General features: G+C 63.2%; 21 protein-coding genes and 1 pseudogene. 14 read left to right on the top strand and 8 right to left on the bottom strand.

Annotated elements, in window-relative coordinates; all coding sequences use genetic code 11:
• A complete protein-coding gene (gene hisS, locus AB433_RS00205) occupies positions 1-1257 on the bottom strand; it encodes a histidine--tRNA ligase (protein ID WP_245626536.1) in 1257 nt (418 codons plus the stop codon).
• Positions 1258-1403: 146 nt separating this feature from the next.
• On the opposite strand from hisS, the gene ppa reads away from it, so the two are divergent.
• Complete coding sequence (gene ppa, locus AB433_RS00200; RefSeq protein WP_047819473.1) at positions 1404-1943, top strand: inorganic diphosphatase; 540 nt, start codon at positions 1404-1406, stop codon at positions 1941-1943.
• Positions 1944-1958: 15 nt separating this feature from the next.
• Here the strand turns inward: ppa and AB433_RS00195 are convergent, their stop codons facing one another.
• The 3 genes from AB433_RS00195 to AB433_RS00185 form a co-directional block, all read right to left on the bottom strand.
• Complete coding sequence (locus AB433_RS00195) at positions 1959-3353, bottom strand: mechanosensitive ion channel family protein (protein WP_047819472.1); 1395 nt, start codon at positions 3351-3353, stop codon at positions 1959-1961.
• Positions 3347-4690 (bottom strand): TldD/PmbA family protein, encoded by a 1344-nt coding sequence (locus tag AB433_RS00190; protein ID WP_047819471.1) that lies wholly within the window; start codon positions 4688-4690, stop codon positions 3347-3349. The genes AB433_RS00195 and AB433_RS00190 overlap by 7 nt, the downstream gene beginning before the upstream one ends.
• Before the next feature lie 101 nt (positions 4691-4791).
• Positions 4792-5190: a hypothetical protein gene (locus AB433_RS00185; RefSeq protein ID WP_047822886.1), complete on the bottom strand. Its 399-nt coding sequence runs from the start codon at positions 5188-5190 to the stop codon at positions 4792-4794.
• Positions 5191-5397: 207 nt separating this feature from the next.
• On the opposite strand from AB433_RS00185, the gene lptB reads away from it, so the two are divergent.
• From lptB to AB433_RS00155, 5 genes are all read left to right on the top strand, one after another.
• Entirely contained in the window at positions 5398-6261 is an 864-nt protein-coding gene (gene lptB / locus AB433_RS00180) for an LPS export ABC transporter ATP-binding protein (RefSeq protein WP_245626535.1), read from the top strand.
• A 32-nt stretch (positions 6262-6293) separates the two neighbouring features.
• A complete protein-coding gene (gene rpoN, locus AB433_RS00175) occupies positions 6294-7736 on the top strand; it encodes an RNA polymerase factor sigma-54 (RefSeq protein ID WP_047819470.1) in 1443 nt (480 codons plus the stop codon).
• A gap of 11 nt (positions 7737-7747) precedes the next feature.
• Positions 7748-8173: a class I SAM-dependent methyltransferase gene (locus tag AB433_RS00170; protein WP_053058900.1), complete on the top strand. Its 426-nt coding sequence runs from the start codon at positions 7748-7750 to the stop codon at positions 8171-8173.
• Between the two features lie 50 nt (positions 8174-8223).
• Positions 8224-8996 (top strand): IS5 family transposase gene (locus tag AB433_RS19745; protein ID WP_156170621.1). Its coding sequence is split into 2 segments (ribosomal slippage): positions 8224-8542 and positions 8542-8996, totalling 774 coding nucleotides; the frame shifts between segments, so codons are not numbered across the junction.
• A gap of 113 nt (positions 8997-9109) precedes the next feature.
• Entirely contained in the window at positions 9110-9274 is a 165-nt protein-coding gene (locus AB433_RS00155; RefSeq protein ID WP_156170620.1) for a hypothetical protein, read from the top strand.
• On the opposite strand, the gene AB433_RS00150 is transcribed toward AB433_RS00155, so the two are convergent.
• The 4 genes from AB433_RS00150 to AB433_RS00135 are packed head-to-tail and all read right to left on the bottom strand — an operon-like array spanning position 9275 to position 15537.
• A complete protein-coding gene (locus tag AB433_RS00150) occupies positions 9275-10126 on the bottom strand; it encodes a metallophosphoesterase (RefSeq protein WP_047822879.1) in 852 nt (283 codons plus the stop codon).
• 5 nt (positions 10127-10131) lie between these two features.
• Positions 10132-11976, bottom strand: coding sequence for a cytochrome c3 family protein (locus tag AB433_RS00145; protein ID WP_047819467.1), 1845 nt, complete (start codon positions 11974-11976; stop codon positions 10132-10134).
• A 10-nt stretch (positions 11977-11986) separates the two neighbouring features.
• Positions 11987-12955: a hypothetical protein gene (locus tag AB433_RS00140; RefSeq protein WP_245626534.1), complete on the bottom strand. Its 969-nt coding sequence runs from the start codon at positions 12953-12955 to the stop codon at positions 11987-11989.
• Positions 12955-15537, bottom strand: coding sequence for a cyclic nucleotide-binding domain-containing protein (locus AB433_RS00135; protein WP_156170619.1), 2583 nt, complete (start codon positions 15535-15537; stop codon positions 12955-12957). Before AB433_RS00135 ends, AB433_RS00140 begins: the two co-directional genes overlap by 1 nt.
• A 154-nt stretch (positions 15538-15691) precedes the next feature.
• Between AB433_RS00135 and AB433_RS00130 the strand changes: the two genes are divergently transcribed.
• The 8 genes and pseudogenes from AB433_RS00130 (at position 15692) to AB433_RS21125 (ending at position 20977) form a co-directional block, all read left to right on the top strand.
• Entirely contained in the window at positions 15692-16636 is a 945-nt protein-coding gene (locus AB433_RS00130) for a tetratricopeptide repeat protein (protein ID WP_245626533.1), read from the top strand.
• Between the two features lie 216 nt (positions 16637-16852).
• Positions 16853-17548, top strand: coding sequence for a response regulator transcription factor CtrA (gene ctrA, locus AB433_RS00125; protein ID WP_047819465.1), 696 nt, complete (start codon positions 16853-16855; stop codon positions 17546-17548).
• A 392-nt stretch (positions 17549-17940) separates the two neighbouring features.
• Positions 17941-18234 carry a cold-shock protein gene (locus tag AB433_RS00120; protein WP_053058898.1) on the top strand — a complete coding sequence of 98 codons (294 nt, stop codon included), beginning with the start codon at positions 17941-17943 and terminating at the stop codon, positions 18232-18234.
• Entirely contained in the window at positions 18231-18467 is a 237-nt protein-coding gene (locus tag AB433_RS00115; protein ID WP_156170618.1) for a hypothetical protein, read from the top strand. The genes AB433_RS00120 and AB433_RS00115 overlap by 4 nt, the downstream gene beginning before the upstream one ends.
• Before the next feature lie 202 nt (positions 18468-18669).
• The gene (locus tag AB433_RS00110) at positions 18670-18840 is read left to right on the top strand and encodes a hypothetical protein (protein ID WP_218916899.1); all 171 of its coding nucleotides are present in this window, start codon (positions 18670-18672) and stop codon (positions 18838-18840) included.
• 86 nt (positions 18841-18926) lie between these two features.
• Positions 18927-19625 (top strand): annotated as a pseudogene (trmB, locus tag AB433_RS00105) (tRNA (guanosine(46)-N7)-methyltransferase TrmB).
• A gap of 127 nt (positions 19626-19752) precedes the next feature.
• A complete protein-coding gene (locus tag AB433_RS21130) occupies positions 19753-20019 on the top strand; it encodes an integrase arm-type DNA-binding domain-containing protein (RefSeq protein WP_245626532.1) in 267 nt (88 codons plus the stop codon).
• 745 nt (positions 20020-20764) lie between these two features.
• Positions 20765-20977, top strand: coding sequence for a site-specific integrase (locus tag AB433_RS21125; RefSeq protein WP_245626531.1), 213 nt, complete (start codon positions 20765-20767; stop codon positions 20975-20977).
• Positions 20978-20985 lie beyond the last annotated feature (8 nt).

Genomic DNA, 20985 nt, shown 5'->3' with positions numbered 1-20985 from the left:
TCAGTCGGCCAGTGCCGTCTCGATCATGGCGGCCATGTTATCCTCGGCCTTGATGCGGGTGGCCACCTGACCGTCGCGGATCGAGAGCGCATAGATCGCCTTCGCACCTTGTTTTACCGCCTTGTCGAAGCGTTTGCGCGGGGAACCGCTCGCGAACAGTTCGGCGCTGGTTCCGCTGCGGCGGAGGCGCGACACGGCGGCAACACCTTCGCCCATCGCGGCATCGTCTTCGACCACGACGATCACATCGGTGACATCTATTTCGCGTTCGCCCACCAGCATCGCCAGACGCTCGATCCCGGCAGCCCAGCCGACCGCCGGTGTCTCGGGCCCGCCCAGCGCCTCGATCAACCCGTCATAGCGCCCGCCGCCCAGCACGGTACCCTGCGCGCCCAGCCGGTCGGTTACGAACTCGAATGCGGTGTGGCGATAATAGTCGAGCCCGCGCACCAGCGAATCCATCCGCGTCCAAGCCACGCCAGCCGCGTCCAGCCCGCCGGTCACCGCGCCGAAAAAGTCCTGGGCCTCTCCCGAAAGGTAGTCGTCGATCTTCGGCCCATCGGCCACGAACGGCCGGTCGCGCGGATCTTTCGAATCGAGGATGCGCAGCGGATTGCGCTCCAGCCGATCCTGCGAATCCTCGGACAGCGACGATGCGTGATCGCGGAAATACTCGACCAACGCCGCGCGCCACGCCTCTCGGCTGTCGCCATCGCCCAGCGTGTTCATTTGCAAGGTCACGCCCTCTGCGATGCCCAGTTCGTGCAAAAGCTGATCCGCCATCACCAGTAGTTCGACATCCGCTTGCGGTTCGGCTGCGCCGATCACTTCGGCGTCGATCTGGTGGAACTGGCGATAGCGCCCTTTTTGCGGACGTTCGTACCGGAACAGCGGGCCGTGGGTCGCGATCTTGAGCGGTGCGTACTGTTTCCAGCCGTCGGTCAGGTAGGCGCGCGCCAACCCGGCGGTGAATTCGGGCCGCAGGGTCAGCGATTCCCCGCCGCGATCCTCGAACGAATACATCTCTTTCGACACGACATCGGTCGTCTCGCCAAGGCTGCGACTGAAAACGCTGGTCTTTTCGAACACCGGCATTTCAACCCGGCGAAAGCGATAGAGGCGGCGCACACGCTCGAACGTTTCGACGACGTGCGCGAACGCCTCGGCATCGGGGCCGAAGATGTCTTGCGTGCCGCGGATGGCCTGCGGGGTTTCGATGCGCTGTCCTGTCATGGCGCGCGCCTTAGCGTTGTTCATGGGCGCTGAAAAGCGGGCCGCCCGTCCAATGCGGGCCAATAATACCAAAGCGGGCCTTGGCGCGGTGCGCCGCCCGCGCTAATGGCCCACGCACAACCCACGTGCTGCAATGCGGCATAGCCAGAAGATACAGGACATAAAATTCGATGCGCATCGACCTGATCCCCACCGGGGACAATCCGCCCGAAAGCCTCAACGTCATCATCGAAGTGCCCGTCGGCGGTGAGCCGGTGAAGTACGAATTCGACAAGGCATCGGGCGCCTTGTTCGTCGACCGCATCCTGCACACGCCGATGCGCTATCCGGCGAACTATGGCTTTGTCCCGCATACGCTTTCGCCCGATGGCGACCCGCTGGACGCCCTGGTGGTCGCGCGCAGCCCGTTTGTGCCCGGATCGGTTGTGCGGGCCCGCCCGATTGCGGTGCTGAACCTGGAAGACGAACACGGGGGCGACGAAAAGCTGGTCTGCGTGCCGGTGGATTCGACCTTCCCGTACTATACCAACGTTTCGGAAAAGCATCACCTACCCGAAATCGTGATGCAGCAGATCGAGCACTTCTTCACCCACTACAAGGACCTTGAGACCGAGAAGTGGGTCCGCATCGGTAATTGGGGCGGGGCCGAGGAAGCTAAGCAGATCGTGCTGGAAGCGATCGAGCGCGCGAAGAACGACAAGGCGGCCTGATCCGGCCGGCCCACCCTATTCGATAGGGCGGTTCGAATCGAGCAGGTCGCGCTCGCCGCTCTGGCGGCGTTCCTGATCGACAAGGTCGGCGATGTGCCGTTCGGGCCGGGTGTCCGGTGTGGCGGGATCGCTGGCCTTTGGTCGTTGCAGCGCGGCGGCAGGCGGCGTCGATGCGGGGAGGGCAGTCGGCATCGGCGCGCTGCGCGGATCGATGCGCAGGCGGTAGATCGGTTCCGGCAGGGCGAATCCTTTTGCCTCCAGGGCGGTCTTAGCCGCCTGGATCGCGAGCGACCGCGCCTTGTAGAAATCCGTCTCCGACTGGTCGATCCAGCCGAGGAACTGCAGGACGATGTTCGAATCGCCGACCTGCTCGATCCGGGCGGCGGGTTCCGGGTCATTCAGCACGAAATCCAGCGCGGCCATCGCGGCAAGGCCCACGGCCATGCCCTCTACCGGATCGTCATCGGCATCGACCCCCAGTTCGAAGGCGAAGCGGCGCTGCGGGTTGCGGGTGTAGTTGAGGATGACGGATTTGAAGACGGTGGCGTTGGGAATGCGCAAGTGGTTGCCGTCGAGCGTCATCAGCACGGTCGCGCGGCTGGTCAGGCGAATGACGCGGCCTTCGTTTCCTTCGATCACGATATGGTCGTTGGCGCGGAACGGCTGACGCAGCGAAAGCATGACCGACGAGATGTAGTTGTCGATCGTATCGCGCACGGCAAAGCCGATAGCGATGCCGATCACCCCGCCAATACCCAGCAGCGCACCCAGCAAGGCGGTCGCGCCAAGGATCTTGAGCATCAGGTAAAGGCCCAGCAGCACCCCGATAAACCGCAGCGCGCTGGCGACCAGTTCGGCGATGAAGGGATTGGGCGTCAGCCTCTGCCACAATCCGCTTGCCCCGGCGAGGAGGCGGGCCAGGATGATGGCCACGGCGGCAATCGCCAAGGCGACAGCCAGCAAGGGCAGCGAACGCCAGAGGCGCGTGGCCTCGCCCGTGATCGTGTTCACTGTGGGCGCAAGGTTGCTGCCGACGTCGAGGTCGCGTTCTATCGAATTGTTGACCGTGACCACGCCTGCCACGCGCGAGGCAATAGTCTCGGCCTGATCGGCGGCAGAGGCGGAGGCGACGCTACCCGAGAGACTGACGACGCCCTCGCGGACATCGACTTCTACTGTGCGCAATCCTTCGATGGCGGCAAAAATTGCGCGGATGCGATTCGCGATGCGCTTGTCGGCCCCGGCATCGCGGTCGGTCTCTATCGCGGCCCCAGTTGCTGGGTCTTCGGTCGGTTCGGTGCTCTCCGGCGCGGTGGTCAGTGGGACCGCCGCCATCGCGCCGCCTGCCGGAAACAGGCAGGCGAACAGGATCGGAAACAGGATGCGGGGAAGACGTGTCAGCCTTAGCATCCCGCAACGGTCATCCCGTCCACCCGCAGCGTCGGTACGTTGACGGCGTGGGTCATCTCAAGGTCGTTGGCCGGACGCAGGTGCGCGAACATTTGCAGCAGGTTGCCCGCGATAGTGATGCCCGAAACCGGCCCGGCAATCTCTCCGCCCACGATGCGAAAGCCCGATGCACCACGGCTGTAATCGCCGGTCACGCCGTTGACCCCCTGTCCGATCAGGTCGGTGATATACACGCCATCGGCAATATCGGCGATCAGGTCCGAAACGCTTTCCGCCCCCGCTTGCAATACGACGTTCGATGTCGAAACGCTGGGCGCCGCCCCGCCTGAGCGCACCGCGTGGCCGGTGGGGCGGCGGCCCAGCTTGCGTGCGGAGGCAGCATCGAGCAGCCAGCCGGTCAGCACGCCATCGGCGATCAGCGTGGTCGGCGCGGTGGGCAGGCCCTCTCCGTCAAAGGGGTGCGAGGCCAGACCCTGCGGGCGCAATGGCTCGTCGATAATGGTTATGCCGGTATCGAAGACGGGCTTGCCTTCGTGATCCTGAAGAAAGCTGGCGCCGCGCGCGATCGCGGGGCCGGCCATTGCGCCGATCAGGTGGCCAATCAGGCTGCGCCCGACCAGCGGATCGAACACGACCGGCATCGGCCCGCTGCGCATGGATTCGGGATTGAGCCGCGCCACGGCCCGTTCCGCCGCACGGCGGCCCACGGCCGCGCCATCGGGCAATAGGCGGCTATGCCGCGCGACGCGCCATTCCGAGCCGCGCTCCATCTTGTTGCCCGTTCCGGCGACGACCGCCGCAGATCGGCTGTGCTGCGACTGGCGATATGCGCCCGCAAAGCCGTGGCTGGTGACCAGCGCGATTGTGCTGCGGCCGGTTCCGGCCCCAGCGCCCTCGCTATTGGTGATGCCGCCAACGGCACGCGCCGCGTCTTCGATCGCCAGCGCGGTTTCGCGCAACATTTCGGTCGGCGTCGGGTCTGACACGAGGTCCAGGTCCGGCAATTCGCCGCGCATCAACATGTCTTCGGGGGCCAGCCCCGCAGAGCTGTCCTCCGGCGCGATTGCGGCCATGGCACAGGCGCGCGAGGCCAGTTCGTCAAGGCTCGCGCTGTCGATGGCGCTGGACCCGATGGTCGCGCTGCGCTGCCCGATGAATACGCGCAGGCCGAAATGTTCGGATTCGGAGCGGTCGACCGCTTCCAGATTGCCGAGCCGGACGTTCACGTTCTCGCTCTGCGATCCGACGAAGACCGCGTCGGCGGCATCCGCGCCAAGGGAGCGCGCGTGTTTGACGAGGGCGTTGCAGCGATCGAGCGCCTCTGCCTGGTTCAGCATGGATTGGCCTGCGGCAAAGGGGGACTTTCGTTATATTTGTAACCAGTCCGGCAGGAATAGGCGATCGGTGTACGGCGGGCAAGCACCCGCCGGTTTTGGTTTCAGGTTAAGGAATGTAGCGCCTTGGCGATCAGTGCGAGCAAAAAGGGCAACCCGATCGCGGCGGCCCAGATAATGGCCCGGTCGCGCGCGAAACGGGGCGCTTCGGCCGGATCGAAGGCGTGAATGTCGTCCAGCTTGTCCCAATGGCGTTCCAGCATGCGCGCGGCGGGAATGATGCCGCCGACCAGCACGATCAGCGCCATGTAGGGCAGCATCGTGCCGCTCAATTCCTTAAGCTGCTTCATCGTCACGAAAATTTGCAGACCGGTGTAGACCAGCAATCCATAGGCGAGGTTGTCGCTGATCCGTTTGCGCCAGTCGCGCGGCTGCGCTGCCCTGCGCGGCGCGGGGTGAAGCGCGGTTCCAGTCCGTCCGTGGCGATTGCCGTTGGGGGTCATCGGCATTCCTCTGTCTGCTTTCTTTTTTCAGAGTAAATACCAAGGGCGAACCGGCGTCAAGCGGTCGGAATCCTCGGGATTGTGCCGTTCGCGAACAAGCCCACTCCGCGCTTTGGCCGATATTTCGCCGCGCGCCATGCACGAATCCTGCCAATTCATCGAACGAGGGGCTTCATCCTGCCCTCACAGATGCTATGTGCATGCGCAATGAGTGCGGTCGCCAAAGGCGGGGTTCCAGGCCCGGTCCTTGCGCGTTATCGCCAACATGCAGGAGCAAGCGTCATCGATATCGAGACGACCATCGATCCCGCCGTCGACCCGGCGGAGACCGCGTCGCCCCCCATTCCGCAGGGAGGGCTGGAAGTGGTCTCTATCGCGAAAAGCTATGACAAGCGCGCGATCCTGACTGACATTTCTCTATCGGTGGCCAAGGGCGAAGTGCTGGGTCTGCTTGGCCCCAACGGCGCGGGCAAGACGACCTGTTTCTATTCGATCATGGGGTTGGTGAAGCCCGATTCGGGTCGCATCCTGATGGACGGCACCGACGTGACCAAGCTGCCGATGTATCGCCGTGCGATTCTTGGTCTTGGCTATTTGCCGCAGGAAACCAGCATCTTTCGCGGCATGACCGTCGAACAGAACATCAACTGCGTGCTCGAACTGGTCGAACCCGATGCCGAAGTGCGCGAGCGGGAACTGAACCGCTTGCTCGACGAATTCGGCCTGACCCGGCTGCGCGAAAGTCCGGCGATGGCCCTGTCGGGCGGTGAACGTCGGCGCTGCGAAATCGCGCGGGCGCTGGCGGCGAGCCCGTCCATCATGCTGTTGGACGAGCCTTTCGCGGGCATCGATCCACTGTCCATCGGCGATATTCGCGATCTTGTGATCGACCTGAAGAATCGCGGTATCGGCGTGCTGATCACCGATCACAATGTGCGTGAAACGTTGGATATCGTGGATCGCGCCTGCATCATCTATGGTGGGCAAGTGCTGTTCGCGGGTAGCCCGGCGGACCTTGTTGCGAACGAGGATGTGCGGCGGCTCTATCTGGGTGAGGGCTTTACGCTCTGATCCATATGTGCGCGTTCTTCCGCATCTGACCGATGGCACTGGGTCCCCGTCTCGACCTGCGGCAGTCGCAATCGCTGGTGATGACGCCGCAGTTGCAGCAGGCGATCCGCCTGCTCGCGCTGTCGAACCTGGAACTGGAAGCCGCGATTGCCGAGGCGGTGGCGGACAATCCGCTAGTCGATCTTGCCCGTGAAGAGGGCGAGGCGGCAGCGCCCGCCGTATCGGAAGCGCCCGACGAAGCCGTTCCGGGCGAGGGCGGCGATGGTGAGGCCGCATTGGATATCGCGGGTGAGATGCTGGACCGCGATTACGACACCGGCTCCGGCAGCGTGGCGGGATCGGGCGACGAGCTGCCCGACATCGGCGAGCGTGCGGCTGGCGAAATGACGCTGGCCGAATACCTGCACGACCAGATCGGCGCGGCTGGCGGGACAGCGTCGCAGCAATTCGCAGCCCGCTGGATCATCGACCAGTTGGACGAAGCCGGATATCTGACCATCCCGCTGGGCGAGGTAGCCGAAACACTGGGCATCTCTCTGGCCGAGGCGGAGGCGGCGTTGCGTCTTGTGCAGTCGCTCGACCCGACCGGCGTGGGCGCGCGGGACTTGGCCGAATGCCTTGCGCTGCAGGCGATCGAGACTGACCGTTACGATCCGTGCATGAAGGCGTTGATCGCCAACCTCGATCTGCTTGCGCGCGGCAACCTGCCGCAACTGCGCCGCCTTTGCCGCGTCGATGACGAGGATCTGGCCGACATGATCGCCGAACTGCGCAGCTATGACCCCAAACCGGGTTGTCGCATCGGCGGCGGGGCGGCTGCCCCGGTCGTGCCCGATGTCTTCGTCGGCGGTGACGGCAGCGGCGGCTGGGCGATTTCATTGAACCGCCAGACCCTGCCGCGACTGGTGATCGATCGCGCCTATTACACCACGCTGAAAGCCGGGTGCGGCAAGGACAAGAGCGCGGCGGGCTGGCTGGGCGAGAAGCTCGCAGACGCGAACTGGCTGTTGAAGGCGCTGGACCAGCGGCAGAAGACCATCCTGAAAGTCTCGCGAGAGATCGTGCGGCGGCAGGAAGGGTTCTTCCGCCGCGGCGTCAGCGCGCTGATCCCGCTGACCCTGCGCGAGGTGGCAGAGGCGGTGGACTTGCACGAATCGACGGTCAGCCGCGTGACCAGCAACAAGTTCCTCAACTGCGGGCGCGGGACCTTCGAGCTAAAGTACTTTTTCTCGTCCGGTGTTGCAGCCAGCGGGGAGGCGGGAGCGGCCAGCGCAGAGGCGGTCAAGGCTGCGATCAAAGCGCTGATCGACGCGGAAAAGCCCGATGCGATCCTGTCGGACGACACGTTGGTCGACCTCTTGAAGGAAAAGGGCTTCGCCCTCGCGCGGCGGACCGTGGCGAAGTACCGCGAGGCGATCGGGCTGGGCAGTTCGGTTCAGCGGCGGCGGACGAAAAAGCTGGCCGGGGCGCGTTAGAAAGGCAAACTGTGGCAGCATTCGAAGGCCCCGAGTACGGCGAGATCGAGCACACTATCCCGACCGACGACGCGCGCGTGGCCCGCCTTTCCGACATGTTTCGCAAGGGAGTGTCCGGGGGCGTTGTCCTCGACCTTGGATGCGGCGACGGGCGTGCGGTCGACCTGATCCGCTCGACCGGGGCTTCATACGTCGGCATCGACATCGAACAATCGCCCGAAGTCGCATCGCGGACAAGAAGCGACGAACATTTTCTGACCTACGATGGTATCGAATTGCCTTTCGACCAGGGGCATTTCGATGCGATCTACAGCAATCAGGTGTTCGAACACGTCCGCCATCCCGACAGCTTGTTGCAGGAAATCTATCGCGTCCTGAAACCCGGCGGCACGTTCGTGGCGGCGCTGTCTTATCTAGGCCGTAAACTCATAAACTGACTTGCGCGGCGCGGGCGCGGTTGATTCAAGGCTTCGGGAAGGAGCTTTGGATGACGCGTCGTAGATTTGAACTGACCGATGATGAGTGGCTGGTGATCGAGCCGTTGTTGCCGAACAAGCCTCGCGGGGTTCCGCGTGTGGATGACCGGCGGGTCATCGACGGGATATTGTGGCGCTTTCGCACGGGCAGTCCTTGGGCTGATATTCCCGAGCGCTATGGCCCACATACCACCTGCTACAACCGTTTCGTGCGCTGGCGCAAAGCCGGTGTGTGGGACCGCCTTCTCGAAGCGGTGAGCCAAGCCTTCGACGGCGAGTTGGTCATGATCGACAGTTCTTCCATCCGGGTCCACCAGCACGGTGCGACCCTAAAAAGGGGGACCCAAATCGCTGCATGGGACGTTCCCGGGGCGGTTTGACAACCAAGATCCATGCCCTGGTTGATGGTCGCGGCCTGCCGATCCAACTGCATCTGTCCGAAGGCCAGGCGAGCGATTGCCGTGAGGCCGAGAGGCTGCTGGCCGCCGTGCCGAACGCCACCACCTTTCTCGCCGATAAGGCTTATGACAGCGATGCCATTCGCAGTCAGATCACCGCGCAGGGTGGCTTCGCCAACATCCCAGTCAAGCGCAATCGTCGCAAAGGCTTCGCGTTCAGCAGCTTCCTGTATCGCTACCGTAATCTGGTCGAGCGTTTCTTCGGGAAACTCAAAAACGCCAGAGGCTTGGCCACCAGATACGACAAACGAAGCGATAACTTCCTCGCTGCCATCAAGCTCTTCTGCACACGCCTATGGATCGCCGCTAATGAGTCTACGCCCTAGAGCCCTATCATTCCTATTCGATTTTCAACTACACCCCTTATGGCGTTTATCGGGTGCTGACCGACAATGGGTTCGCCCTTGAAGAAATGCGGCCCGGGCCGGAAGGATTGGGGATGATCGTACGGCAGATCACCGGGCGTCGGATCGCGGGGATGCGGTTCGTATATCCCGCCATCGATATCGCGCTGAAGTTGCGGAAGATCGATGTGCGCAAGGCCAATTACCTGAAGCTGCGCTTTGCCGGGCACATACTCTTCACGGCCAGAAAACCCGCTTGATTACCGCGGCGGGCGTTCCCCGAACATATGCGCGATCATCGGTTGAAGGTTCGCGTCGTAACGGGCGAGGACCGTGCGATGCTCCGCCGTATCCCAGTGCGTGACCAGTTCGCGCCCGTTCCAGAAGTGTAGTGCATAGGCGGGCGGATCGGCGACGATCAGAGGGCGCTGGTCCGGGGCGTCGGTATCGATAGCGGCAAATTCCAGCGCGACTTGCGGCGCGGTGGAGGGGGTGGTCACGACTTCCAGCCCGTTCCACGCGCTGGCCGAAGCGCGGTGGATGTGGCCGCAGACCATCGTGTGGACGTTGTCCCGTCCGGCCAGACAGGCGGCCAGGCGCTGGACCCACGGTTCTTCAGGGACGGTGTTCATCCACGGGATGCCGCATTCGAAGGGCGGGTGGTGCTGGACGATGATCGTCGGCGTGTCAGCGTCTTCGTCAAGCCGCGCATTCAACCACGCGGCGCGGGTATTGCAAAACCCGCCGCCGTGACGCCCGACTTCCAGCGTATCCAGCACCAACAACCGCATTGGGTTCGACGTGATCTCGTACTGCAGAAATCCTTCGGTGAAGGTATGCTCTGGGAAAACTTCCGCAAAGTTGGCGCGGTCGTCGTGGTTGCCCAACGCCATGTGCCACGGCACCGGAAAACCTTCCAGCGCTTCGCGCAGGCGGCGATAGGAATCGACGTCGCCCCGGTCGATCAGGTCGCCGGTCAGCAGCAGAAGCGAGGGCAGCGGGTCGAGGCTGGCCAACCGGTCCAGCGTGCGATCCAGCCGCTGGCGATTGAACTCGCCCGGCGAATCCGGTTCGAAGCCAAGGTGGATATCGGTGATCTGGGCTATCAGCACGGGCGTCACCTCACCGTTGCCCGGCTAGCAATCGTCTTCGGCTTTGTAGCCTTGAACGGCGGGCCGTCGTCGGCGTGATAGCTGTGACACATCGCGCAGTCGCTCTCGACCGGATGCTCCACCGGTATCAGCGCATTGCCGGTGCCGCCGACGTGGCAGGAGCGGCAGCCGCCATCGCCGCCAATGCCGGGGACCAGTACGCGGCTGGCGTCATTGCTCTTCAGCGCGTTTACGTGACAATCGGCGCATTCGTACTTCGCGTGGGCATCGTGCGTGAACCAGCCCTTGCGGAAATAGCGCGGGTTTTGCGACGCGGGCACAATGTTGAACCCGTTGGTGATCGCCGGGCCGTCGCGGGTCACGGTGTGGCAGTCGAAACAGGCCCCGCCCTTCGAGAAAACGCGCGTAACGGCCCCATCGGCGCGGGACGGATAAAACTGCACGGCGCGGGCGAAATCGCGCGCGGTCGCCTGTGCGGGGCCGTCGCCGGGCGCGCGGCGGGCCACGCCCGAGAGACTGGCGGGGCGCGGCGGATTGCCCGACCGAAAGTAGGCGCGCAGGTCGGCGGCGACCAGTTCGGGTTCGCCGTGGCGCAATGTGCGGGTCGTGCCGTCGATCATCTCCAGCCCCAACGCGTGGCAGGACTGGCAATCATTCTCCATCTCGACCGGCGCGAACCGGGTCTTCGTGGCATCGAGGCGATGACAGTCGGCGCATTCCATCGCGTCGCGACCGTCGTATTCGGCGGGGCGGCGGCGGACCATCTGCGCAACCCCGCCGGTCTTAGCCATATGCTCTGCGTGGGTGAACTTAAGGCCGTTGTTCTCATGCGCATCGGCGGTCAGCGCCATGCGGCGCAGCACCGGTTTCTCGGAAGTCCGATTGCCGGGCTTTACGATCAGGGCCGGGCGGAATTCGGGGTGTCCAGTCCCGAAATCGCTGGCGTCAGGAAGCTTGGTGTCCGGCAATCGCGCTTTCATCCCGTCGTGGCAATCGGTGCAGAATTTCTGGGGGGTGTCCTGCATAGCACCGGCGCCGGTATGCTCGATGTGACATTCGACACACCTGCCTTCGGGCCGGTTGAATCCGTCGGCCACCGCGCGCTCGAACTGTCCGAACAGGCCGGGCTCGCCGCGTGCCGCGACAAGGCGCTGCGTCGCATCGTTGGCGGCAAGGCCGGTGATGTGCGAATGCGCGTCGTCCTGATGACAGGTCAGGCAGGCCTGATCGCGCACCGCGACGAAGGCATCGACGTGGCAGGCTTGGCAATCGTCCTTCAGACCCTTGTGCGCCAGGGTCAGGTCGCCGGAGGACCAGATTTCATCCCCGTGATAGCCACCGCCGCGCTTTTCATCGTCCCTGTGGGTCAGATAGGCCCCGATTGGCCATGCAAGGCATGCGACGATGACCAATGCGGCGAAGATCCACGCAGACATCCGCTTTCCGGGAAGCAGGCCCTTCAACGTGTAAACGGTACCAAGGTCTTTCTCCTCGGCCACGTCGGAGATCGCCTCGACCCGGCGGACGGTGAAAGTCGGTCCGCCATCGCCGCGTTCGATATTTATGCGGTGGCCGCCGAAGGTCAGCTCCGCCCCGCGCGACAGGTCGATCGCCCGCCGCGTGACGCTGCGCCCGTTCACCTCGAACGGTTGCTGGCCGATGGATTCGACGAACAGTTCGCCATTCCGCATCACGGCCTGCGCATGGCGCGGATCGACGGCGAGGTCAGGCAGGTGAATATCGCAGGCGGCGTTGCGCCCGATGGTTAGGGTGTCGCCCTCTACGTTCGTGGAGCGGACGATTTCCTCGCCATTGGCCTTGAGCGAGATCTGGCGGACGATGAAGGTCATGCTGCCCGCCTCACCAGTAAAAGAACACGGAAACGATGTGCGCCGACAGCGCCGCAAGCAGCGCGAAAGTCGTCGGCACGTGGACGTAGAGCCATACCTGCAACAGCGATTTCAGCCGCAGGTGACGGCGCAGGCGGGCCAGCATCGCCTCTTTCCGCGAGAGCAGTGCATCGACCCGGTCGAGCGGGTCGTCGGCAACGCGGGGGCGGAAGGCACGGGCCTCGCGCAAGGTCGCGGCGGCGCGGCGGGTTTCGCAATTGGCATAGCGGCCCGTCATTCGGTTCCAAACCGATCCGTCGAACGGGTCCTGCTCTAGGCTGCGGTCGACCACAGCGGCGTCCTCGGGCGAGAGAGGCTGGGCCGCGTCGTGGATCTGGCGGTCGATCGAGCGCAATTGCTCGATCATCTGCTTTTCGGTGACCGCGCCATCCTCGTCATATCGGTTCTGCGACATCGCCTGCGGCAATGCCCAGTAGAACCAGATGCCGACCATGCCCGATGCGATGACGAGCATCATCAGACCCCACGCCAGCGTATGGACGTTCCAGCCAAGATCGAACCCGGTGTGGAGCGTGGCGACGACGATCAGCGACAGGCCGAGATAAACATGCGCGCTGGTCCAGGCCTTCAGACTCCACGTACCCGGTGTCATCGCGCGTTTGCGCACGCCCAGCAGCGTCAGCCACACGATCAGGCCCGCGCCGATGGTGCCCAGCGTATAGCCGAGCCACGTCCCGCCGAAATGCTGCGCGGGCAGAGGCGCGAATATATAGGCGAGCAGGCTGACAAGGCAGAGCAGCCCCGCAATCTTCCACCAACGTCCGCCCTTGTAGGACAGGAAACTGTCGTGGCTCGTCACCTTGTTGCGGCGCGTCTTGCGCCGAAAACGCCTGGACCGGGCTTTCGGCTTGTCGGTCGTGGTGGTGTGATCGGCGGTCGCCGCCGTTTCTGTTTGTTCGAGACCCGGAACGCTTGCCATCACAGCCCCTCCGTCTCGGAATCAAGCCGGGCGACGGTCAGGAATTCGTCGGGCGCGACGCGGATTGCGGCGCCGGTCGGGCAGGCGCGGACGCAGGCGGGGCCGCCGTCGATCCCGGCGCACATGTCGCACTTGATCGCCTTCTTGCGGTCCAGCGCCTCGTCATGCACTTGGTCGCCGTTATAGGGCATGTTCTTTTTCGACCACTTGGTCGGCGGCTCGCCGGGGCCGGGGCCTTTGCCAAAGAACAGCCACGACAGCAGCGAGGGTTTCTTCGGCGGCACCTTGTCCATGCGGATCACGCCATAGGGGCAGTTGCGCTGGCAATTGCCGCAGCCGATGCAGGTGTCGTCGATGAACACTTCGCCATCCGGCCCGCGATGGATCGCATTGGGTGGGCAGTCGGCCATGCAATGCGGATGCTCGCAGTGGCGGCACGAGGTCGGGACGTGGAGGCTGGCGAAGCTCTTTCCCGCCTCACGGTCGAGGCGGCTCAAGCCTTCATGCGCATCGGCACACGCTTTTTCGCAGTTGTCGCAGCCGACGCAGAGCTTTTCGTCAATCAGCAGCACGTCGGTCGCTTCGCCAAGCCCTTGCGCGACAAGGAACTTGGCCTGTTCGGAATAGAGATCGACGACGCCGGAAAAGCTGTCCTTCTTGGATTCGATCAGCGCGTTCGTCCGGCGGCGCACATCCATTTCGGCGCGGGCCTTCTCCATCAGCTGCGGCTTGGCGGAAAGGACGCGTTCGAACGCCTCGCCGTCGATCTCGATCACCTCGCTCTTGATCGCGGCGCGTACCGTGGCGGTGCGCTGACCACCGTCGATCAGGGCCATTTCACCGACATAGGAACCGGCGGGAAGGTAGGAGAGGAAGACCGGCTTTCCGCCGACCTCTTTCTCCACCACCATCGATCCGACGCGGATGACGAAGATGTTCTTGCCCTCTTCGCCCTCGGTGATGATTGCGGTGCCTGCGGGCACCGTGCGGATCTTGGCGGTGTCGACAACCTCGGCAATGTCGGCGGGCATCAGGCCCGAACCGAACATCTGCAGCAACTGCCGCTCTGTGCTGATCCGCTCGATCTCCCGCTTGGCGGGCGGGACCTGGCTCATCAGTTTCAGCGCGGCATTGCGGCTGATCTCGACGCAGATCGTGGGCTCTGCCGCGACGATGGTGGCCCCGCGTCGACGACCGGAAATCAGGCCGACTTCGCCGAAGATGGTGCCGGCATCGATGGGCACGATCTTCGATGGATCGTTCGCATCGACCTGCACGTGGACCTTGCCCTCGGCAATCGCGAAGAGCGACGATCCCGGCGCGTTCTTCTCGAACACGACTTCGCGTGGCGAATAGCTGCGCACATCGCTGTCGAGCATGAACTCGCGCATTTGCAGCGGGCTCATCTCTTTCAGGATCGAGATGTTGGTGCGCAGGAACTCAAGCCAGTCGTCCACGCTGCGCCCGCCGGGCAGGCCGGCGAACTTTTCGGCCAGCAACGGCTCGTCGGCGGGCTTAAGCTCGGTATTGCCGTTGATGAACTCGACGACGTCGTAGCCCTGATTCATGCAATGCTTGATCAGCGGGTATCCCGCCAAAGCGCCAATTACGAAGATACCGGGCGCGGTCGTTTCGAATACCGGCGACAATTGCGGAAACGCCAGCCGGTCCTCGCTGGTAAAGGCGATGCCGCACTGTTCGACAAAAGCGCGCGGTGGGGCCGATCCGATGCGGGCGATGATCCGGTCGCAGCGGATGCGTTCTTCACCGTCGCGGGTGGTCAGCGTGGCCCACTCGGGCTCGATTTCCTTGATCTCGGTCTCGTACCGGATCGTCAGTTTGCCCTCGGCATCGTCCTCGACCAGCGCCTTGGCGTTGGGTTCCTTGGCGTTGGCGAAACTTTCGCGGACGTTCGTGCTCTTTGGCTTGCGGTTGAGGATGGTGACGACGTTGCCTTGCGCCGCATCTTCGGCAAGGCCGCGCGCATTTTCGATCCCCGCGTCGCCCACGCCGACGACAATCACGTGTTCGTCCAGCACCTCGGTCGGATCGTCCAGCTGATAGGTCACATGCGGCAGGTTGCCGCCGGGACTGCGCACAAGGTTCGGGTTGCCCTGCGTGCCGATGGCGACGATCACGGTTTCGGCCATGACCTTTTCGCCACTGGTCAGCTCGATTTCGTACGGGCCCTCATGGCGCTGGATTTCCTTGACGTCTTTGGTGCCGTCGCGATTGCGCTTCACGATCTGCTGCACACTGCCGGGGATGGCCGGGCCGGTGCCGCGGATCGCTTTTACCTCGGCATTGTACTTGACGTTGATGCCCAGTTCGGCGGTGCGTGCGTTCCACTTGCCAAGGATGTCCTCGCGCTTGCCCGCGTCGAATTCTTGGTCGGAGCGAAGGATCAGCTGTGACGGCGTGGCCATCACGTGCTTGCCCTTCTGGTACTTGAAGATCGTGTCAGACAGGTGGTCGGTCTTTTCCAGCAGGACGTGATCCATGCCCAGCGCGGCCGCGCGGCTGGCCGCGCTCATTCCCGCAGGGCCGGAACCCACAATCGCTACCCGAAAGGTATCGGCCACCCCTGATTGTCCCCCATTGCCCGATCCGCGCAAAGCCTACAGACGGTTTCCATTCAGATAAAGCGCGGCTCGTGAAAAAATCCCCGTCAGCCCTTTGCCTGTGCAACGGGGCCGGTAAAGGAAATGCTGACATGGGATTAGCGGAAGGGCTGGCGTGAAAGAGCAATCGGGCAACAGGGCCGCGCGACTGACGTTGATGGGCGCGGTGGTTCTCGCCGGGGCGGCGGTCGGCTGGTCGGTGATGAACAAGGACAGCGCGCCCGCGACCGAACAGGCCGCCGATGCCGGGCAACCCCCGGTCGGCGAGGTGATCGCCCAGCTCGAGGCGAAGCTGGCCGACAACCCCGACGATGCGCAGGGCTGGCAGATGCTGGGCTGGTCGTACTTCCAGACCGGCCGTTTTGCCGAGGCCGCGACCGCGTTCAAGCGCGCCACCACGCTGGAGCCGGACAACGCCGAGTACCACTCTATGCTGGGCGAGGCGCTGGTGCTGGCCAGCAAGGATGGCGAAGGCCTGCCCGCAGACGCCCGCACCGCGTTCGACAAGGCGCTCTCCATCGATCCCGACGACCCCCGCGCCCGATACTTCCGCGCCGTCGCGCTGGACCTTGAAGGCAAGCACGCCGAAGCGATCGAGGCATGGTTCGCCCTTCTGGCCGACACGCCCGCCGATGCCCCGTGGGCGGGCGACGTGCGGCAGGTGATCGCCGACGTTGCCAGGGCCAACGACATCGACGTGGCCGACCGCCTTGCCAGCGCCCGGTTCGCCCCCGCCACCGGCGGCGTCACCACCGATGGGCCCGCCGTGGCCACCGGCGGCATCCCCGGCCCCACGCGCGACCAGATGCAGGCGGCCTCCTCGCTCTCTGCGTCTGAGCAACAGGACATGATCCGCGGCATGGTCGACGGTCTGGCCGCGCGGCTGGAGGCAAACCCCCGCAACGCCGACGGCTGGATCATGCTGATGCGCAGCCATGTCCAGCTGGGCGATCAGGCGGCGGCAAGGGCTGCGCTGGCCGACGGTCTGGCCGCCTTTCGCGGCGATGCCGCGACAACCCGGCGGTTGCAGGAAGCCGCGGGCGCCTTGGGCGTCCGCTGATCCGAATCGCGTTGCACATTTTCTTAACCTGTCATCCGCGCCCCTTGCACAAACCCCGCAGCAAAGTGTTGCAATTAAGACTCTATTTGGAATCGTTAACGTCTTGAGGGTTTATTAACCTTTCTAAACGAATCTGGTTTTGGTTAATGATTCTGACCGTGGGTTCCGGGGGAAGCACAGCGGAACCGATCGCAGGAAACAGCAGGGGGCATCACAATGCGTATCCTTTTGATCGAAGACGAACCGACGACGGCCAAGGCGATTGAGCTTATGCTCACGACCGAAGGCTTTAACGTGTACCAGACCGATCTTGGCGAAGAAGGCCTCGATCTGGGCAAGCTGTACGATTACGACATCATCCTTCTCGACCTGAACCTGCCCGACATGCACGGGTACGACGTGTTGAAGAAGCTGCGCGTCGCCAAGGTGCAGACGCCGGTCCTGATCCTTTCGGGCATTTCCGAAATGGATAGCAAGGTTCGCTCGTTCGGCTTTGGCGCGGACGATTATGTGACCAAGCCGTTCCACAAGGACGAACTGGTCGCCCGCATCCACGCTGTGGTCCGCCGTTCGAAGGGCCATTCGCAATCGGTGATCCGCACCGGCAAGCTTTCGGTCAACCTCGACACCAAGACGGTTGAAGTCGACGGCGCCCGCGTGCACCTGACCGGCAAGGAATATGCGATGCTGGAGCTGCTCAGCCTTCGCAAGGGCACCACGCTGACCAAGGAAATGTTCCTCAATCACCTGTATAACGGGATGGACGAGCCAGAGCTGAAGATTATCGACGTCTTCATCTGCAAGCTGCGCAAGAAGCTGGCGACTGCATGCGGCGGCGACAACTACATCGAAACCGTCTGGGGCCGCGGCTATGTGCTGCGCGATCCGGGCGCGGAGGCGCAGGCCGCGTAAACCGCGCCTTCCTCTCAACCGATACAGCAAGGGGCAGGCCCGCACGCACCGCGCGCCTGCCCTTTTTCGTGCGTGTGATTCGCGGCTTTGTAATCGGGTGGGCAATCGGGCGCGCGATCTGGAAGTTGACAAAGTTGACACACAGCTTTGAAAAATCGGATCGATCAGTGCGCCGCTATAGATCGGCTGGCTCGATGAAAGGGCGCGGTGGGCTGGCATGACCTACGCACGGTGGCAGGGCGGTGGTGAGTAGGACAGTTGCAATGGGGGGGGCTCGTCGCCTTGTATTTCGCGGGCTTCGTCACCATCTCTAACCGAGCTACCTGTCGCAATCGACGGTCTGGGCGTGCCGGCGCATGCCGTTCCTTCTCTTTCGCCAATTAGTCGCAGCCGTGGCCATTCCCGGCGCGCTGCATTTCGCGCGGAAGGAATGCCCGGTGTCCCAATTCGGCAAAATCAGATGGTATAACGGCAGCAAGGGATCGGGAACGATCATTCCCGATTCAGGAGGCGACGTACTTCCGTTCCGCCGGTCCGATTTGCAGGACAACGCAGAACCGAAGACCGACGAGCGCTATAGCTATGACACGAGCGACGCCATCGGCGGGCGCAAGCGCGCGATAAACCTGCGCCGTCAAAGCGAAAGCCAGACCGTAGAGCAGCAGGCGCGCGCCCAGCGCGGTTGAGCGAACTGTTCCCCGTCAGGCTCGCAACAGGAAGGGCTTTTCCGATGAACCTCAATCAATTGCTTCATAATCACCAGCTGGCCCAATTGAATGCCCAGCATGCGCAGTCGTGCAATGACCGCGAAACCTATTTCGATCTGGTCGGTCACTATGCCAAACGCATCACCGAATGGCGCCGCGCCAACGCGTTGTCGGTAGCGGGCTGGCCGCAAGACGAAAGGTCCGCACTGTGAACGATCGGCGGCGTCCCCTTCCGCGCCCTTACCTGACGGCATTACCGCGATCCAGGTCACGCATTACCGGGTCGGGCCGTACACCTACACCAATCTTCACGATGCGATGGCGGCCCATCGTCGGCAGCATCCAGTGACTGATGGTGCCGACGCGGTTGAGGCCATGGCATCACCGGGGCGCACGGGGCCAGTGCAAAGGTTCGTGCTTTTCCAACGCGGTGACAGCTCGCAGGTTGCCTGCCAGATTTCGCGGATCCTCTATGTGAGCACGGGCGATCACGGCGCAATCCTGCATTTCGGCGGCAATTCGCAGGTGAACGTGCAGCAGAGTTTCGATGAGGTTCTGGCCATGCTGAAAGCTATCGAAGAATAGCCGCACTGGGTTTCCCTTGGGCGACCTTGCGAAATGGGTTGCCGCCACTCGACTAACCGCCCTTCTGGCGTTATCCGCCCGCTCCCATGACGGCACACAAGGAAGGCGATCCGACTACGCTCAACCGGCTCTATGGCCGCGCCAAGGGTAAGGCCCTGCGCGCCGGGCAGCAGGAGCTGGTCGACAATCTCTTGCCGCAGATCGCGGTGCCACCGAAGGCCCGATCACGGCGGAGCGGTTGTTCGGATACGACAAACCGCTTCATTTCGAGATCGGCTTTGGCGGGGGCGAGCATATGGCGTTTCGCGCCGACCTGCTGCCCGATCACGGCTTCATCGGGGCCGAACCCTTCGTCAACGGTTGTGGCGCAGGCGCTGACCCATGTGCGCGAAGGCACGCTGGCCAATGTGCGTATCCATCATGGCGACGCGCTGGAGGTGCTGTCCCGCATTCCCGACGGGGCGCTCAGCTTTGTCTATCTGCTCCATCCCGACCCGTGGCCCAAGGCGCGCCATGCCAAGCGGCGGATGATGAACGACGGCCCGGTCGAGATCATCGCGGCGAAGCTGAAGACGGGCGGCGAATTCCGCTTCGGCACCGACCACCCGGTCTATGTCGAACACGCGCTGATGGTGATGCAGCGCCACGCCGATACGTTCGAATGGCTGTGCGAAAAACCCGCCGACTTTCTGTCCCGCCCCGGCGGCTGGCCCGAAACCCGGTACGAGGCGAAGGCGCGGCGCCTGGGGCATGAGGTCTGGTACTTTCGATTCAGGCGACGCTAGACTACGCTGATGTTGTAAAAACAACGACTTAGCCAAAAACATCTACGCCAGGATTGCCTCCAATTCGCCCCTTTTTCCGCTTGCGTGATTACCCGGTGATTGCCAGAAAAAGGCCACGAGGTATCGCATGGCAACAGGAAAAATCAGCAAGCGCACGGTCGATTCGCTCCCGGTTGGACCAAAGGAAAACTATCTTTGGGACACCGATCTTAAGGGCTTTGGCGTCAAGATTACAGCTGCTGGATCAATCAGTTACATAATCCAGTTCCGAATGGGCGGACGAGAAGCGAAGACCCGTCGTTTCACGATCGGATCACATGGATCGCCCTGGACACCGACTACTGCACGCTTGGAGGCTGGAGCGATTGTTGGTGATTGTTGCGCAGGGCATTGATCCGGTTGATGCGGAAAAGCAGCGCCGACGGGAAGCTGTCGACCTCGCCTTCTCGAATTACGCTGACCTCTTCACCCGCTCCTGCAAACGCGAGGGATGGCGGTCGCCTCGTGGAACGATCCATTCGCCTCTACCTCAAGCCCACATTCCGGAATGAAGGCGCTGCCAGCGATTACGAAGATCGACGTCGTATCGGTTCTCCGATCAGATGCCGCCAAGCAGGTGGCAAACCGGCGAAATGTCTTTGCCGTTATGCGCGCGCCTGTTTCGCTGGGCCGTGAGTCGCGGAGATATCGATCGCAGTCCGATGGAGGGCATGGAAACGCCGCCTCCGGTCAAGCCACGAGAGCGCTGGCTCAAGGATGGCGGAACTCCGCCATATCTGGGACGCGGCACCGGAATGTCATCGATGCTTTGGTCCAATTGTCAGACTTCTGATCGTGACCGGACAGCGCCGTGAAGAAGTCTCCGGGATGCAATGGCAGGAGCTCCAGTCGCAGCGAAAGATTGTGGACCCTGCCCGGATCTCGGACCAAGAACGGAGAACCAAACTCCATTCCGCTCAACGATCTTGCCAATCGCCGAGCTCGACCCGGGAGGCTCGCCGGCGAGAAGTGGCCACGCAAAGGCCGCGTCTTTGCGACAGCTAGTGGGGCGGGCTTTACGGGATACGCCAAGGGGAAGGTGAAGCTCGACAGCCTGATCGAGGAACGTCGCGAAGAGCCGCTCGACGCCTGGCGCCTTCATGATCTACGACGAACCCTCGCTACGAACTTTCAAGCGGCTTGGCGTTCGGTTTGAAGTCACCGAAGCCGTTCTCAACCACGTCGGCGGATCTCGTGCCGGAGTCGCCGGCATCTACCAGCGCCACGATTGGAAGGACGAGAAGCGCCAGGCACTCGATGCCTGGAATGATCACCTCGCGACGGTTCTGTCCGAGAGTGGAGAGACCACCTAACTCATTGG

Origin of the sequence: Croceicoccus naphthovorans (assembly GCF_001028705.1) — a bacterium.
Lineage (GTDB): Bacteria > Pseudomonadota > Alphaproteobacteria > Sphingomonadales > Sphingomonadaceae > Croceicoccus > Croceicoccus naphthovorans.
The sequence above is the reverse complement of the archived record's forward strand: the minus strand, read 5'-3'. Positions and strand labels throughout refer to the sequence as shown.

Coding starts and splice junctions, on each gene's coding strand:
- AB433_RS00155 (WP_156170620.1), top strand. CDS start 9,110: ATGATCGTACGGCAGATCACCGGGCGTCGGATCGCGGGGATGCGGTTC.
- AB433_RS21125 (WP_245626531.1), top strand. CDS start 20,765: ATGATCTACGACGAACCCTCGCTACGAACTTTCAAGCGGCTTGGCGTT.
- ctrA (WP_047819465.1), top strand. CDS start 16,853: ATGCGTATCCTTTTGATCGAAGACGAACCGACGACGGCCAAGGCGATT.
- lptB (WP_245626535.1), top strand. CDS start 5,398: ATGAGTGCGGTCGCCAAAGGCGGGGTTCCAGGCCCGGTCCTTGCGCGT.
- ppa (WP_047819473.1), top strand. CDS start 1,404: ATGCGCATCGACCTGATCCCCACCGGGGACAATCCGCCCGAAAGCCTC.
- AB433_RS00190 (WP_047819471.1), bottom strand. CDS start 4,690: ATGCTGAACCAGGCAGAGGCGCTCGATCGCTGCAACGCCCTCGTCAAA.
- AB433_RS00185 (WP_047822886.1), bottom strand. CDS start 5,190: ATGACCCCCAACGGCAATCGCCACGGACGGACTGGAACCGCGCTTCAC.
- rpoN (WP_047819470.1), top strand. CDS start 6,294: ATGGCACTGGGTCCCCGTCTCGACCTGCGGCAGTCGCAATCGCTGGTG.
- AB433_RS00145 (WP_047819467.1), bottom strand. CDS start 11,976: ATGACCTTCATCGTCCGCCAGATCTCGCTCAAGGCCAATGGCGAGGAA.
- AB433_RS00140 (WP_245626534.1), bottom strand. CDS start 12,955: ATGGCAAGCGTTCCGGGTCTCGAACAAACAGAAACGGCGGCGACCGCC.
- AB433_RS00195 (WP_047819472.1), bottom strand. CDS start 3,353: ATGCTAAGGCTGACACGTCTTCCCCGCATCCTGTTTCCGATCCTGTTC.
- hisS (WP_245626536.1), bottom strand. CDS start 1,257: ATGAACAACGCTAAGGCGCGCGCCATGACAGGACAGCGCATCGAAACC.
- AB433_RS21130 (WP_245626532.1), top strand. CDS start 19,753: ATGGCAACAGGAAAAATCAGCAAGCGCACGGTCGATTCGCTCCCGGTT.